This window comes from Collinsella sp. AM33-4BH (assembly GCF_003469205.1).
Lineage (GTDB): Bacteria > Actinomycetota > Coriobacteriia > Coriobacteriales > Coriobacteriaceae > Collinsella.
In genome coordinates this window covers 56,806-72,732 of record NZ_QSIN01000003.1, presented here as the reverse complement: position 1 = coordinate 72,732, position 15,927 = coordinate 56,806, and the positions used below count along the sequence as shown (strand labels likewise).

The 15,927-nt window shown below is 58.8% G+C and carries 12 protein-coding genes; 10 read left to right on the top strand and 2 right to left on the bottom strand.

The window, feature by feature from the left end:
• The first annotated feature begins 28 nt into the window (after nucleotides 1-28).
• Both DW821_RS03335 and DW821_RS03330 read left to right on the top strand, forming a co-directional pair.
• Nucleotides 29-1,468: a PLP-dependent aminotransferase family protein gene (locus tag DW821_RS03335; protein ID WP_118065557.1), complete on the top strand. Its 1,440-nt coding sequence runs from the start codon at nucleotides 29-31 to the stop codon at nucleotides 1,466-1,468.
• Nucleotides 1,469-2,006: 538 nt separating this feature from the next.
• Nucleotides 2,007-2,888, top strand: a complete 882-nt coding sequence (locus DW821_RS03330) for a hypothetical protein (RefSeq protein WP_117817290.1) — start codon at nucleotides 2,007-2,009, stop codon at nucleotides 2,886-2,888.
• 242 nt (nucleotides 2,889-3,130) lie between these two features.
• Here the strand turns inward: DW821_RS03330 and DW821_RS03325 are convergent, their stop codons facing one another.
• Nucleotides 3,131-3,694 (bottom strand): ferritin family protein, encoded by a 564-nt coding sequence (locus tag DW821_RS03325; RefSeq protein ID WP_070097113.1) that lies wholly within the window; start codon nucleotides 3,692-3,694, stop codon nucleotides 3,131-3,133.
• 253 nt (nucleotides 3,695-3,947) lie between these two features.
• Between DW821_RS03325 and DW821_RS03320 the strand changes: the two genes are divergently transcribed.
• The 8 genes from DW821_RS03320 (at nucleotide 3,948) to DW821_RS03285 (ending at nucleotide 13,049) form a co-directional block, all read left to right on the top strand.
• Nucleotides 3,948-5,168, top strand: coding sequence for an iron-containing alcohol dehydrogenase (locus DW821_RS03320; protein ID WP_118065555.1), 1,221 nt, complete (start codon nucleotides 3,948-3,950; stop codon nucleotides 5,166-5,168).
• Nucleotides 5,169-5,176: 8 nt separating this feature from the next.
• Nucleotides 5,177-6,556 carry an aldehyde dehydrogenase gene (locus DW821_RS03315; protein ID WP_118065553.1) on the top strand — a complete coding sequence of 460 codons (1,380 nt, stop codon included), beginning with the start codon at nucleotides 5,177-5,179 and terminating at the stop codon, nucleotides 6,554-6,556.
• A gap of 264 nt (nucleotides 6,557-6,820) precedes the next feature.
• Entirely contained in the window at nucleotides 6,821-7,000 is a 180-nt protein-coding gene (locus DW821_RS03310) for a hypothetical protein (protein ID WP_118065551.1), read from the top strand.
• Nucleotides 7,001-7,066: 66 nt separating this feature from the next.
• On the top strand, nucleotides 7,067-7,612 hold the full coding sequence (locus DW821_RS03305) for a metallophosphoesterase (protein ID WP_233545900.1): 546 nt from the start codon (nucleotides 7,067-7,069) through the stop codon (nucleotides 7,610-7,612).
• A gap of 73 nt (nucleotides 7,613-7,685) precedes the next feature.
• Nucleotides 7,686-8,522: a PRD domain-containing protein gene (locus DW821_RS03300; RefSeq protein ID WP_158551187.1), complete on the top strand. Its 837-nt coding sequence runs from the start codon at nucleotides 7,686-7,688 to the stop codon at nucleotides 8,520-8,522.
• 339 nt (nucleotides 8,523-8,861) lie between these two features.
• Nucleotides 8,862-10,310 (top strand): PTS transporter subunit EIIC, encoded by a 1,449-nt coding sequence (locus DW821_RS03295; RefSeq protein ID WP_117797677.1) that lies wholly within the window; start codon nucleotides 8,862-8,864, stop codon nucleotides 10,308-10,310.
• 77 nt (nucleotides 10,311-10,387) lie between these two features.
• Nucleotides 10,388-11,152, top strand: a complete 765-nt coding sequence (locus DW821_RS03290) for a ChbG/HpnK family deacetylase (RefSeq protein ID WP_117765952.1) — start codon at nucleotides 10,388-10,390, stop codon at nucleotides 11,150-11,152.
• 139 nt (nucleotides 11,153-11,291) lie between these two features.
• Nucleotides 11,292-13,049 carry a DUF2130 domain-containing protein gene (locus DW821_RS03285; RefSeq protein ID WP_118065547.1) on the top strand — a complete coding sequence of 586 codons (1,758 nt, stop codon included), beginning with the start codon at nucleotides 11,292-11,294 and terminating at the stop codon, nucleotides 13,047-13,049.
• Nucleotides 13,050-13,128: 79 nt separating this feature from the next.
• Here the strand turns inward: DW821_RS03285 and DW821_RS03280 are convergent, their stop codons facing one another.
• Nucleotides 13,129-15,810, bottom strand: coding sequence for an RNA helicase (locus tag DW821_RS03280; RefSeq protein WP_118065545.1), 2,682 nt, complete (start codon nucleotides 15,808-15,810; stop codon nucleotides 13,129-13,131).
• Nucleotides 15,811-15,927: the final 117 nt, after the last annotated feature.

Here is a 15,927-nt window from a genome sequence, read left to right as displayed (position 1 = left end):
CAGCTCGATAAGGTCAGGTGATATACTCATGCTTGACTACAATTTGGAAAAACGCGGCGAAGCATCGCTCTATGAGTATGTTTACCAGCAAATCCGAGATGATATCGTAGCTGGACGCATTACGGCGGGGGAGCATCTGCCGTCCAAGCGCGCCTTTGCCAGTCATCTGGGAATCAGTGTTATTACCATCGAGAATGCATATAGCCAGTTACTCGCTGAGGGCTATATTTGCTCAATGCCACGTCGTGGCTACTACGCTTGCGAGCTTCCGGATGCACCGGTTTTGGCTTCGGCTGCGGAGGGCATCGACCGAGATGCCGTCTCTGTGGGCCCCATCGTGCATGATGTCAACGGACAGGTCGAGCGATTCGATGCGCTTTCTCCTTCTGCTTTGGAGGCGGCGCGGCTTTGGCAAAGCGCGCTACGGGCGACGCTGGCATCCGAAGATGAGCGCGAAATCTTTTCGCCCGCACCGGCGCAGGGCACTGCTCGGCTGCGACGCGCAATTGCTCGCCATCTGCGCGGGATAAGGGGTATGAATGTCGACCCCAACAACATTGTTATCGGTGCGGGCGCCCAGCTGCTCGATACCATGTTGGTTCAGTTGCTTGGAGCCGACAAGGTGTATGCCGTTGAGGATCCGGGCTATTTGCGCCTGACGCGCATCTATCAGGCTATGGGCTGCCAAGTACGACATATCCCGTTGGATGACGACGGCGTGGACCTGAGCGCTCTGCAGAAAACCGGGGCGGATGTCCTTCACCTGATGCCGTCTCACCAATATCCGACCGGCCTTGTGACGAGCATTGCGCGTCGCTATGCCCTGCTGAGCTGGGCCGCCGAGCAGCCGGACCGGTATCTCATCGAAGATGACTTTGATTGTGAGTTTCGCCTTGCCGGCAAGCCGATTCCCGCGCTCGCGTCGATCGATGCCGCCCAATCGGTCATCTACACCAACACCTTTTCAAAAAGTCTGTCGTCGGCCCTGCGTTTGGCGTATATGGTCCTGCCTGATGAGCTGATGGAACGGTTTAGGCGCAACCTTGGTTTTTACGCCTCGTCGGTGAGTTCTGTTGACCAGGTCGCTTTGGCTCGCTTGCTGGAATCGGGTGATTACGAGCGACATGTGAACCGCGTGCGCGTTCGAGCTCGCGAGGCGCGTGATGGCCTGACGGCGCTTGTGCGAAAGGCGTTTCCGGCAGGGGAAGTCTCGATCGAGCATGCAGACGCGGGCCTTTACTGCATCGTGGTTGCGGAGCGTGGCGCGGGCGGAAGCTCTTTTACGCGGGCACTTATGCACTCGAATATCCCTTATATCGATATCGGTGACTGCTTTTGGTGTGCCGATGGCGCATCTGTCCCTAAAAACTTGGCTCGAATCCTTGTCCAGTATGACGATTTGAGTCCAAATGCGCTAAACACCCTGGAATCACAGCTAATGGGGGTGCCCTCTAGCCTAAGTGAGTAGACTTTTGGCGTTATGCCGACCAGACCGTTTTGCAGCAAGTCGTCTACCTGCGGCCTTGCAAGACAAGATGGCCTGCCTGCTCGGGAGTTTCCAAAAAGCCTACTCACTTGCTGTGCAAAGCTTCCGCATGAGAGAAATAGCGGGTTTTCAACAGGACTCCGTCCAGTTCTTGGCAAGCTTTTGGCCAGTTGGGGAAGGCTGTTGAAAACTTAACAGTCCGTTCGGCGCCCTTTTCGGTACGTTCGCGCCAATGCGGGAGTACCCGGGTTGAAATCCGTGTTTTCCTGTGCCTATGAAGGATCTACTTTGTGACATATCGGCTTTTAGGTACTGGCGTTTGCCTCCTCAAGCCCTCGCTTTGTGTCCGCCACTTCCACGACCGGAAGAAGACCGGCAGCGATATGGCCTCGCCCGTAACCCGACGGCTGCGGTTGCGCTCGGCTTGCCGTTGCATACATTGGTTGGGACGAGAAATAAGCGGACTTGTCCTGCCAGCGTTAGGCAACGGCTGTTCCTTGGTGAGCTTCCCAGGGAATCCGTGCTGGAAACGGAACATGGGTTTTTGGTCACATCTCCTTTGCTGACGGCATTCATCATGTCGCGGCATCTGACGGATCTCCAGCTGCTTTTGGTATTGGCGGAGATGTGCGGCTTGTTTACGGTTTGTGCCTTGCCAGCAGCACTCGAGGCAGAGCTTTCGCGTGCAATTGAGTCGGGCGCGATTCCGGCAACCTTTGGTTGGGCACGTTGCCCGTCCGAGGACGGTGCCGCCTCAAATTTGTGGCGGCGCGACGCTTTGGTTTTGGACGGAGATCTTGACCGTTTTTGTTCAGATGTTTGTGGGATGCGTTACGGCAAGCGATTTGTCGCGGTATCGCATCTCGTTCCACTGGGTGCCGCATCGCCTTTTGAGGTTGAGACGTATTTGTTGCTTGGGTTGCCACGATCATTGGGAGGCGAAGGTTTTTGCGGCATAGAGCTCAATGTCGAAGTGGCGCTAAGCGCAAGTGCTCGGGCGATTGTAGGCAAGTCCCGTGTATATATCGACCTACTTCTTTCTTCGCCGGACGGAGAGCGACAGGTGGCCATTGAATGCCAAGGAAAGGGCTCACACGGGCGAGCCGGGGATGGTTTGCGTGACGCCGACCGCATGACGGCGCTTCAGGCCATGGGCTACGATGTATTTCTCCTGACACACGGACAGATATCCGATGATGATAGATTCCATGCGATTGTTAAGGCCGTATGCAGGTTGCTCGATGTTGAATATCGCGATAAAAGCTTGGAGGAGCAAGGGGCCGAGGCATTACTTCGGTCTGAGCTATTCGTTGACTGGTCAAAACTGGGAGAAATCGACAAAAAGATGCCCGTTAGACACAAAAAGGCCCGATCATGGACGGTTGCAAATCTAAGTGAGTAGACTTTTAGCGTGATGGCGACCAGATTGTTTTGCGGCAAGCTATCTACCTGCGGTTTTATAAAGCAATACGGGTGGTCTGCTCGACAAGTTCCCAAAAGGCTACTCGCTTAGTTTTTGACGCGAAGCCGATGTCAAAGGTGGTCCTATTTTTGGGACGTTAACTGGTTTGCAAGACACGAAAAAGGCCCGAACCATGCGGTCCGGGCCTTATAAAGCTAGAGAATGTCTCTCAGGCGTTTGGCTTAGCCGAAGTAGCGCTTTAGCAGGCCGGCGAAAGCCTTGCCGTGGCGAGCCTCGTCGCGAGCCATCTCGTGCACGGTGTCGTGGATGGCATCGAGACCAGCGGCCTTGGCGCGCTTGGCGAGATCGGTCTTGCCGGCGGTGGCGCCGTTCTCGGCCTCAACGCGCATCTCGAGGTTCTTCTTGGTGGAGTCGGTCACGACCTCGCCCAGGAGCTCGGCGAACTTGGCGGCGTGCTCGGCCTCCTCGTGGGCAGCCTTCTCCCAGTACAGGCCGATCTCGGGATAGCCCTCGCGATGAGCGACGCGAGCCATGGCCAGGTACATACCGACCTCAGAGCACTCGCCCTCAAAGTTGGCGCGCAGGTCAGCAACGATGTCCTCGGAGACACCCTCCATCTTGGCGACGCCCACGACGTGCTCGGCAGCCCACTCGAGCTGACCCTCTTCCTGCTTCAGGAAACGAGAACCGGGAACGCCGCACTGGGGGCACTTGAAGTCCTCGGGCAGCTGGTCGCCGTCGAACTCTTCCACATAACCGCAAACGGGGCAAACAAACTTCATGATTCGATCCTTTCGATCGATGGCGATTGTGCGCTCGTCCGGTCCCGTAAGGGCCCTCTCCGGACGTGCGTCTTGACGAGTTCTATTATCCATAAATGCAACCAAATGTGAAGCCTATTAGGAATGATTTTTAATAAAATAATTTTGAGATGTGAAGATGTTGATTGATTAACGGTTTGCAAGTCATATACGGACGCCGCTGAGTACAATCGGGCGAGCAAATGTTGACCTATCAACAAATGAAGGAGTTTCCTTTATGCATCTAGCCCGTCGTGCCTGGTGCCGAACATATCAGACGGTTTTTCGCATTGCATTGCCAATCCTGCCCTATACCGAGCCGCGCATTTTGGAGCATGCCGAGGATGTGCCCGCAGTGCTTCAAAAGCGCTCGATCCAGAAGGTCCTTATCGTGACAGACCCTGGTATTGCTCGTTTGGGACTCACGGCATCACTCGAGCGTGCGCTTACGGCTCAGGGGATTGGCGTTACGGTCTATGCCGAAACGCATGCGAATCCCACGGTCTCAAACGTGGAGGAAGCGGCGTCCCTGTATCGCGAGAGCGCCTGCCAGGCCATTATCGGCTTTGGTGGCGGTTCGGCCATGGACTGCGCCAAGGGTGTGGGCGCACGCATCGCACAGCCAAATAAGCCCATCAACAAGATGCGTGGCCTGTTGCGCGTCCACCGTCTCCTGCCGCTGCTTATTGCGGTTCCCACTACCGCCGGTACGGGAAGCGAAGTCACACTCGCGGCGGTTATCACCGATGACGAGACGCACTACAAGTACCCCATTAACGACTTTGTGCTTATCCCGCGCTTTGCGGTGCACGACCCCGAGTTTACACGCGGCCTGCCCGCCTCCATTACGGGGCAGACGGGCATGGATGCCCTGACGCATGCCGTCGAGGCCTTTATCGGCCGTAGCACCACGCCCTACACGCGCAAGATGGCGCGTCAGGCGGTCCAGCTCATCCACGACAATTTGCCCGAGGCTTATGAGCATGGCGACGACATGCGCGCTCGTCGCAATATGCTTTCGGCGGCGTATAAAGCGGGTGTTGCATTTACCCGCTCCTATGTCGGATACGTGCATGCCATCGCGCACAGTCTGGGCGGCCGATACGGAATTCCGCACGGTTTGGCCAACGCGATCATCCTGCCGCACATGCTTCGCGCTTATGGTGACGCCGCCGCCCCCAAGCTTGCCGATCTTGCTCGCATGGCCGGTATCGCGCCGGCTAACGCGCAGGACAGTCTTGCGGCCGAGGCCTTTATCGATTGGGTCGACCGCATGAATGCCGCCTTGGGCATTCCCAAATATGTGACGGGCATTCGCCGCTCCGATATTCCGCAAATGGCGGCCCATGCCGATGCCGAGGCCAATCCGCTATACCCCGTTCCACTTTTGATGGACCGTTTGGAGCTCGAGCGTATGTACGAGGTCGTCGCGGGTGGTATGTTTGAGGATGAGAACTAGGAGGGCCCATGAACACCGAGGAAATCGCGCGCATTGTCGGCGAACAGCGCGCCTACTTTAAGACGCGCGCCACGTTTGATGTCGATGCTCGACGTCGCGCCCTCGTGCGCCTGCGCGAGGCGGTGCGGGCACACGAGACCGATATTGCCCATGCGCTCAAGACCGATTTGGGAAAGTCGCATGACGAGGCCTATATGTGTGAGATCGGCACCTCGCTTTCCGAGATTCGTCATCAGATTGCGCATGTGGCTCGATGGAGCCGTCCGCGCCTGCGTCCGTGTGACCTCGCCAACGCCGTGAGTGTGTGCAAAACGCAAGCCGTGCCCTATGGCGTCACGCTCATTATGGCGCCCTGGAACTACCCGTTTTTGCTAACGCTCGAGCCGCTTGCCGGCGCCCTTGCCGCGGGCAATACCGTGGTCATCAAGCCGAGTGCCTATGCTCCGGCATCGAGCGCGGTGCTCAGGCAGATTTGCGAGGAAGCATTTGATCCGCGCCTGGTGACGGTCGTCGAAGGCGGGCGTGCCGAGAATGAGGCGCTGCTCGACGAGAGCTGGGACAAGATTTTCTTTACCGGTAGCGTTCCGGTCGGCAAGCTCGTCATGGAGCGCGCAAGTAAAAACCTGACGCCCGTGACGCTTGAGCTGGGCGGAAAGAGCCCCTGCATTGTGGATGCCACGGCAAACTTAAAAGTCGCGGCACGGCGCATCGCCTTTGGTAAATGGCTCAACGTGGGGCAGACCTGCGTGGCGCCCGACTACCTGCTGGTCGATACGCGCGTACACGATGAGCTGTTGGGCCTCATCAGGGAGGAGACCCGTCGCATGTTTGGCGAGCATCCGCTCGACAACGAGGATTACGGTCATATCGTCAACGCCAAGCATTTTTCGCGCGTGCGCGGGCTGATCGACCCCGACAAGGTTGTGCTGGGAGGCACGGCGCGCGAGTCGTCGCTCAAGATTGAGCCGACGATCCTAGACGGCGTGGCGCCTGAGGACGCCGTGATGCAGGAAGAGATTTTCGGTCCCATCTTGCCGGTGCTGACGTTTGAGAGCCTGGATGAGGCCGAGGCGTTTATTGCAGATCGTCCGACGCCGCTGGCTCTGTATATCTTTAGCCAGGATCGCGCAGTTCAGGAGCGCTTTGTGCGCTACGTGCCCTTTGGCGGCGGCTGCGTTAACGACACGATCATGCACTTGGCTACGAGCCATATGGGCTTCGGCGGCATGGGTGCGAGCGGTATGGGGCAGTACCATGGCCGCGAGAGCTTCGATACGTTTAGTCACAAGAAGAGCATCGTGAACAAGGCAACCTGGCTCGACGTGCCATTCCGCTATGCTCCTTACGCAAGCTGGAAGCACAAGTTCGTGCGCATGTTTGTGCATTAGAATCAGATGACATAGGGATAAACAAAGTGGCCGTCCCCGCGTAAGCGAAGACGGCCATTTCTCACGATGAAAACGTGTATCGGAGTTGGCAAGACCCGCTGTCACGGGTGCCATCCGTGTTCCTATCTTATCTGCAAGCGTTCCGTTGCGCAAGCGTTGCGGCAAACGATTGAAAGACACGGATGGGGTGAATTTGTGTCCGCACGAACCCGTAGACTTCTCAACTATGTGGTGGATACTCGCTAATCGGTGATGGAGGCGGTCATGTTTGATGACGATGACCTGTTCAATCTGGTAGACGATCCGTTTGAGTGGGATTCGCTGCTCGATGACGATGAGTTGGAGCAGGACCGCAAAAAGCAAAAGGATAAGAACGCCCGGGGTAAAGGTTCGAATAAAAAGGACAAGCGCCGCCGAGGTCTGTTCGGTGGGCTCTTTGGGTAATTGTCGCATCGCTGCGTCTGTATACTAGACAGGTCTTATACGCGTTGCGAAATGAGGACAGAGACGATGATGTGGTTTACCGCCGACCTGCACCTGGGCGATACGAATATCCTGCACGACATGGATCGACCGTTTGACTCGGTCGAGGAGATGAACCGCCGTGTCATCGATGCCATCAACGAGTGCGTGGCTGTGGACGACCGCCTTTATGTCCTGGGAGACTTTACGTATCGATTGCCCATGGTGGAGGCGGTGCGCCTGCGCGAGCGCATCGAATGTCAGAACGTAACGCTCATCTGCGGTAACCATGACGGCGACTGGGAAGATCCAGACGCGCCGCACATTTGGGATGAGGTGCGCGATTATCTGGAGGTCGCCCCCGGTTACGCTAAGGGCCATCGCCTGGTAATGAGCCATTACCCCATGCTCAGCTGGAACGGCAAGGCGCGTGGCGCCATCATGTTGCACGGGCATATCCACAGCAGGGGAGACCGCACCAACGCGCGCAACCGCGATCGCGAGCGCCCCATCTTTCGCTATGATGTCGGCCTCGATGCCAACGAGTACAAGCCCGTAAGCCGTGACCAAATCCTAGGCTTCTTTGGACTGTAGCTGTAAGTGCAGGTAGAATGAACGCGCCGCGCGGATGGTCTGTGCGGCGCGTTTCAGTAGGAGCGATGAATCCATGAGGGCTATCCAGCGCATTAACCATAACGCTGCCATCTGCGAAGACGGCGCGGGGCGTCAGCTTATCGCGCTGGGTCGTGGTATCGGCTTTGGCGATATGCCGCATGAGGTCGACCTGGATGTCATCACGCGTACCTTTTACGGCATTGATTCAAAGTACCTGGCGTTTATCGATGAGGTCGATCCCGAGGTGCTGGAGTTTTCTGCTCAGCTGGCCGATATCGCGACCGGACAGCTTTCGTACGAATTGAGTCCTAACCTTCCCATTACATTGGCAGACCATATTCAGTTTGCCATTAAGCGTGCCCGCGAACACATGGTGGTGTCGTTGCCGCTTGAGCGCGATCTTGAGCAGCTGCATCCCATCGAATACCGCTTGGGCGAGCTGGCTGTTCGCGGTATCCAGAAGAGCTTTCATGTGCGCATGCCCCGAAGCGAGGCCGCGGGCATTGCCATGTCGATTGTCAACGCATCGGTTAAGCCGAGCGAGCGGCGCGTGCTTGCCGAGCAGCACGAGGAGCGACTGCTCGATATGACGGTCGCGATTATTCAAGAAGAGTTGGGTGTGACGGTCGATCGCTCGTCGTTCGCCTTTGCCCGCTTTGCCACTCATGTGCGCTATCTGCTCGACCGCGTGGCAAAGAAAGAGCCGATCGATACCGAGAACTCCGGTCTTTACGACGTGCTCGTGGAGCAGTATCCGGCGGCATCGCGTTGCGCTCACCGTGTCGACGATCTGATTCAAGAGACCTTTGGCGAGCCATTGGCCCAAGAGGAGCTCGTCTATCTGATCATGCATGTGAATCGCGTGGCTTCTGTCCACTCGGATAAATAGGCTCTCTGGTATTTCCTTTCCGTCATGGTGACCGTTCGCGGGTCGTTTGCTACCGTTCGTCGGTAATCTGAGCCGCAACGAACGCATCTGCCGCATATACTCGCCGTGTGTTGGGTGTTACTCACGGCGCAGCTCCGAGAGGCACTACCGATTCTGCCGAGGCCATAATTGGGTCTCTGTCGGTTGTGCGCGGGGCTTTTTCATGTCGATCCACCCGGGAATCACATGCAAATCAATCTCTTGCCAACTGATGTCGCGCGCTGCGCAGGCGCGAGCGGAATTGTGCGTCTTGGTGCCGTGAAGTCCCACGGCCTTTAGTTGGAAGAGAAGGGATTCGACATGGCTGTCGATAACAAGAAGATTGCCGAGGACGTGCTTGCTGCCGTCGGCGGCGCCTCCAATGTGACGAACGCGACGCACTGCATGACCCGCCTGCGTCTGAACCTCAAGGATCAGTCCATTCCCAATGACGATGAAGTAAAGAAGATCAAGGGCGTGCTGGGTGCACAGTGGTCTGGCGGCCAGTATCAGGTCATCATTGGCCAGAACGTGCCGAAGGTCTATGACGCCGCCATTGCGCTGGGCGTCAAGGGCGAAGGCTCCATTGACGAGAACCTCGATGACGGCATCAAGGAGCCACTGACGGTCAAGACTGCGGGCAAGAAGGCCCTTAACTACCTGTCCAAGACAATGTGCATGACGATCCCCATTATCATGGGCGCCGCCATGTTCCGCACACTTGCCGTACTTTGCGGCGACGGCATGCTCGGTATCTGGTCTGCTGATTCCGACATCTACAACTTCTTCTACAACTGGATTTACAACGCAGGCTATTATTTCCTCCCTGTTTATCTGGGTTGGGCTGCCGCAAAGCAGCTCGGCTGCAGCCAGCCGCTCGGCATGATGCTCGGCGGCGTGCTCATTGCCCCTGAGTTCATGACGCTGGTCAACGCTGCGGCGGATTCGGGTGCTACGACCACGATGGTTTACGGCGCGCTCCCGGCTCAGCTGAACAACTATTCTGCGACCGTGCTCCCCATGCTGCTGTCTATGCCGGTGCTGATGGTCGTCGAGAAGTTCATGAAGAAGATCATCCCCGACATGCTCTCCACGGTGTTTGTGCCCGTGTGCACCATGGCTGTGATGACCCCCGTTTCCCTGTGCGCCCTAGCTCCGATTGGTTCCATTCTGGGCGACCTGGTCGGCAACTTTATGTTCGGCCTCGGAAACGCTGGCGGCATCGTCACGATCCTCTCCCTCGTCGCCATTGCTGCGCTTTGGGAGTTCCTGGTTATGACCGGTATGCACCAGGTTCTGATTGCCCTCGGCATTGTGCAGGTGCTCACCTCAGGGTCTGACTCCTGCGTTATGGTCGCGGGTGCTATCGCTCAGTTCGCCACGTGGGGCATGGCCTTCGGTGCCTTCCTGCGCCTTAAGGAGGTCGACGAAAAGGGCGCTATGCTTGGTTTCTCGCTCTCCGGCATTGTCGGTGGCGTGACGGAGCCCGCGCTGTATGGCTGCGGCTTTAAGTATACTCGCTGCCTGGGTGCCATGGTCGCGGGCGGCGCTATCGGCGGCCTGATCGCGGCTCTCACTAATGTGACCACGTATGTTTTGGGCGCAACTAATATCCTTGGTATTACAGGTTATGTTGCAGGCGGAACTGCTAATCTCGTATGGGGCTGCGTTGCATCGGGCACTGCATTTGTTGCCGCCGCTGCCATCGCCTACTTCTTTGGCTTTACCAAGGAGCAGCTCGACGAAGACGCTGCTGCCGCCAAAGCCTAAAGCATCCGTTCGGTAGGACAATTATCTGGGGCACTTGGCTGCGCTTCAAGTGTCCCTTTCCGTAGATGGGGGTCAATATGAAGCAATTGCTCATTCGTGCCGACGATATCGGTTATTCGTATGCCGTTAACCTGGGGATTGCCCGCAGTATCAATGAGGGCCTGGTGCGCTCGGCGGGACTTATGCCCAATATGCCCGAGGCCGAGCGTGGCTGGTCGCTCGTGGCGGATGTCGGCATTGCGGTGGGTCAGCACACCAACGTGTGCCTGGGCAAGCCGTGTGCCGACCCGGCGCTCATTCCGAGCATGCTCAACGAGAACGGCGAGTTCCATAGCAGCCGTACCTTCCGCGATCATTTTAAGCGCGGCGAGGAGTTGATAGACTTCGACGAGGCCTGCATCGAGATCCGCGCGCAGCATGACCGCTTTGTCGAGATCGTGGGCCGCGAGCCCGATTACTTTGAGGCCCATGCCGTCATGAGCAAAAACCTTAACCGAGCGATCTCGGCGGTTGCTCAGGAGCTGGGCCTTAAGGAGCAAAAGGCGAGCTTCGACCCCGCGGCTGTGGTGCATTGCGGAGATACTGATCTGCGCATGGTGATGCGCTCGATGGAGCCGGGCTACGAGCCCAAAGAGGCAATCATGCAGACGGTTCGCGAGATGGTGGACGGCGAGACGGTCGTCTTTGTGTGCCATCCGGGCTATCTCGATCGTTTTATCCTGGAGAACAGCTCGCTCACGACCGACCGCACCAAGGAAGTCGATGCGCTGATCGACCCCGAGCTTCGCACTTGGCTTGAGTCTCAACCTGATCTTCGCCTGATCGACTACCGCGACCTGTAAGGACCCAAGTCACCACAAAGGGGACAGTCGCCTTTGTGGTGGTTCTGGCGCCGTTGCCATTATGGCGGCGGCGTCTTTTTTGTCCGTGCGGCGCGGTAGAGTGTAGGCGGTTGAAATTTGCGTCCATCGAGGAGCTGCCATGAACGAGATCAAGTGCCCGCATTGCGGCGAAGTGTTTAAGGGCGATGCGTCCGGCTATGCAGATATCGTCAAACAGGTGCGCGATGCCGAGTTCTCGCGCGATCTTGATGAGCGTGTGAAGGCGGTCCAGCGCGAGGGCGAGCAGGCGCTGGAGCTTGAGCGTTCGCGTTCGACGGCTGCCTTGCAAAAGGCAGAGTCTCAGCGCGACGCTGAGCTCGTAGAGCAGAAGAACGCTGCGGCTCAACAGCTGGCGCAAGAAGTCGCCAAGCGCGATGCCGAGCTTGCCGAGCTGCGCGCCAAGCTCGAAGGCGCTACTGCAGAGCGCGAGAGTGCAAGCCAGCGCGCGGCGGTTGAGGCCCGCGCCGATGCTCAAAAGGAGAATGCCGAACTGCAGCGCGAGATCGACAACCTGCGTGCGCAGTTGGGGCGCAAAGATGATGAAGCCAAGCTTGCCGAGGCAGCGGCACGCAATGCTGCTCAAAACGACCTGTCCGCACGTGATGCCCAGATTGCCGAGCTGCAAGCCAGGCTCGCCGCGGCGGACAAGGCCCAGGAGATGGCGCTTGCTGCTGCTGCGGCCGAATCGCAGCGTGAGCTCGAGGCCGCTCGCAGCGAGGCCGAACGTACGCTTGCTGACTATCGCGCGAAGGTTCAGGAGAAGTTTTCCGTCGCAAAGGCTCAGTCCGAGCAGGAGGCCGAGGGTCTGCGTGCTCAGCTGCGCGAACAGGAACTGACGGCCAAGATGAACCTATCGGAGGCGGTCGCCGCGGCGGAGCGTGAGCGTGACGAGGCCCGCGCCAAGCTCACGAGTGAGCTGGCGGTGCGCGATTCACGCGAGGAGCAGGCCAAGGCGGCACACGAGCTCGAACTTGCGCAGACCAAGCGCGCGAACGAGGAACTGATTCGCTACAAGGATGAAGAGATTGAGCGCCTTAAGGACATGAAGGTCCGCCTGTCCACCAAGATGGTGGGCGAGTCGCTCGAGCAGCACTGCGAGACCGAGTTTAATCGTCTGCGCATGACGGCGTTTCCCAACGCGTACTTCGAGAAAGATAACGATGCGTCCGAGGGCACCAAGGGCGACTTTATCTTCCGCGAGTGCGACGCGAGCGGCAACGAGATCATTTCGATCATGTTCGAGATGAAAAACGAGAACGACGAGACCGCGACCAAACACAAGAACGAGGATTTCATTAAGAAACTCGATCACGATCGCCGCCAGAAAGGCTGCGAGTATGCGGTGCTCTGCACCCTGCTGGAGCCCGAGAGTGACCTCTATAACGCGGGTATCGTCGACGTGAGTTACCGCTATGAGAAGATGTACGTGATCCGCCCGCAGTTCTTCATCCCCATGATTACGCTCCTTCGCAACGCCGCTATGGGTTCGCTTCGCTATAAGCAGGAACTGGCGGAGTACAAACAGCAGAATATCGATGTCACGAACTTCGAAGCCAAGATGGAGAAGTTCAAGGATGGCTTCTCGCGCAACTACAACCTGGCGAGCAAGCAATTCGAGTCGGCAATCAAGGAGATCGATGCCGCCATTAAGCAGCTCGAGAAGACCAAGGACGACTTGCGCCGCAGCACCGAGAACCTACGCTTGGCCCACAACAAGGCCGATGAGCTTACCATTCGCAAGCTCACATGGGGCAACAAGACCATGAAGGCAGCGTTTGACGAGGCGCGCGAGGCTGCGCCAGAGACAAACGAGGAGCCAGCCGAGGCGGATTCGTATGAGGTCGAGGATGCCGAGTAAGGCATAGCGGATAGTGAAAAAGCGGGGCTGCTGGCGATGTTGCCAACAGCCCCGCTTCGTTTCGTCCCAATATGCTTGGCTAATCCTCGAGCAAATCCTCGATAAAACCGACGCGGTAGTTCTTGAAGATGACCTCGCCACCGTCTTGCGTGGCGTCCAGATCGACATCGCCCATGATGCCAAAGTCGTGGTCGCCGTCCTCGTCGGCAAAAATCTGGTGCACGTGCCACACGTGGAGCGCCTTCTCGTCGGACTCGTCGATCGAGAACATAGCAGAGGAGCGCGCGTCGCCGTCGGTGAGAATCTCCTCGTGCTGCTCGTGGTAAGCGTCGAGTGCTTTTTGCCAGCGGATCTCGCTCATGCCCCAGTCGTCGTCGAGTTCGCCCAGGTCGCGCACATGCTCGCGGGCGGCAAGAGTCACGCGGCGGAAGAGCGCGTTGCGCACCAACAGCGTGCAGCCGCGACGGTCCGCCACGACCTCGTCGATGCCCTGCGGCGGCGTGGCGTCGAGGGCTGCCGGGTTGCCAGCGTTCTCCCACTCGTCTACCAAGCTCGAGTCGACCGAGCGCACCACAAAGCCCAGCCACGAGATAATGTCGCGCAGGCGCTCGTCGCGCTTCTCGATGGGTACGGTGCGGTCGAGCGAACGGTAAGCCTCTGCCAGGTAGCGCAGCAAAATGCCCTCGGAGCGGGCGATGCCGAGCTTTTGAATGTAGCCCTTAAAATCGCTCGCGCTCTCCAGCATATCGCGCAGAACGCTCTTGGGAGAGAGTTGGTAGTCGTTTGCCCAGGGTACTTCCTGGCAGTACTTGTCAAAGGCGGCGTCGAGCAGGTCCTCAAGCGGCTTTTCGTACGTGACGTCCTGAATACGCTCCAGGCGCTCCTCATACTCGATGCCGTCGGCCTTCATCTCGGCCATAGCGCGATCGCGCGCGGCACGCTCCTGTGCGCGCAGCACCTGTTTGGGGTCCTCGAGCGTGGCCTCGACCATCGAGATCAGATCCATGGTATAGGTCTCGCTCTCGGGATCGAGCAGCTCCAGCGCGGCAAGCAAAAAGGGCGAGAGCGGCTGGTCGAGCGCAAAGTCCTCGGGCAAGTCGACCGTCAGTGCGTAGTCGATGTCCGGCGCGGCGTCAGCCGGAGCGTCGGGTGCGGGCGGCACCTCGGTGCGCACGACGACGCCGGAGTCGATGAGCGTGGCGAAGATCTCGTCGGCACGAACCTCGAGCTTCGCCTTTTCCTCGGGCGTTTGCAGGCTTGTCTCGATAAGGTCGTGCACGCGGGCGCGGGCGTCGCCGCCCTGCTCGACCACACTAATCACCATTGAGTGTGTGATGCGAAGGCGCGGCTTGAGCGTTTCGGGCTGCGTCTCGATCAGGCGCTCAAAGGTCTGCTTGTTCCAGGTGACAAAGCCCTCGGGGGCCTTCTTCTTTTTAATCTTGCGGAGCTTCTTGGGGTCGTCGCCCGCCTTGGCCATGAGCTTGGCGTTTTCGATCTCGTGCTCAGGCGCCTCGGCAATTACCATGCCCTCGGTATCGAAGCCCGAGCGGCCGGCGCGACCGGCAATCTGGTGGAACTCGCGGGCGCGCAGGCGACGCATCTTGTAGCCGTCGAACTTGGTGAGCGCGGTGAGCACCACGGTGTGGATGGGTACGTTGATGCCGACGCCGAGCGTGTCGGTGCCGCAGATGACGGGCAGCAAGCCCTGCTGCGCCAGGCGCTCGACCAGCAGGCGATAGCGCGGCAACATACCGGCATGGTGCACGCCGACGCCGCATCCGAGCAAGCGCTTAAGAATCTTGCCAAAGGCCGTCGAGAAGCTCGTGCCCTTGGCTGCCTCCTTGATGGCCTCGCGCTGCTCCTTGCTGGCAATACCAAAGTTGGCGAGGGATTGCGCCGTCGCAAGTGCGGCGTCCTGGCTAAAGTGCACGATGTAGAGCGGGGCCTCGCCGCGGCGCATTGCGAGCTCGACGGTGCCCTCGAGCGAGGTCGTCACGTAGTCGTAGCTCAGCGGCACGGGGCGTGGGGCATCGACGACCAGATCGCACGCGGCGCCGGTGTGCTCCTCGAGTGAGGCGGCGATCGCGGTGACATCGCCGAGCGTGGCGCTCATGAGCATGAATTGCGTGTGGGGCAGGGTGAGCAGCGGCACCTGCCAGGCCCAGCCGCGATCGGGGTCGGCAAAGTAGTGGAACTCGTCCATGGCCACGCAGCCCACGTCGGCGTCCTCGCCCTTACGCAGTGCATCGTTGGCAAGGATCTCTGCCGTGCAGCAGATGACGGGCGCTTTGGTATTGATATGCGTGTCGCCGGTGATCATACCGACGTTATCGCGGCCGAGCACCTGTACCAGGTCGAAGAACTTTTCGCTGACCAAGGCCTTGATGGGGGCCGTGTAATAGCAGCGCTTGCCCTGCGCCATGCCCATAAAGAGCATGCCCAGCGCGACGAGTGATTTGCCCGATCCGGTCGGTGTGCCCAAAATGACGTGATCGCCGGCGGCCAGGTCCATGAGGGCCTCTTCTTGGTGATCCCACAGCTCGATACCGCGGTCGCGCGTCCATTCAAAGAAGCGCTCGAAGGCCTGATCGGGCGTGAGCCACGGTTCGGGCTCGCTGCCATCCTCGGGCTCCCACCAAGTGGGGGAGAGCGCGCCGAGCGAGCCGAACTCTGCCTCGGTTCCCGTGCCGCCCGAGAATGAGCTGGCAGCGCCGGCGCCGGAGACGGTGCTGGCGGCGGTATCTGTCGTGGTCTGTGCCATGTGGTTGCCTTCTCTCGCGTTTGTCCGCCATCCATTATGGCGTAGCGGCGGCGCGGGATGCCAGCGCGCGAGAAAATGCAGGAAATGGGCGTTCTGCTCAGCCGTTTGGTGCAGGCG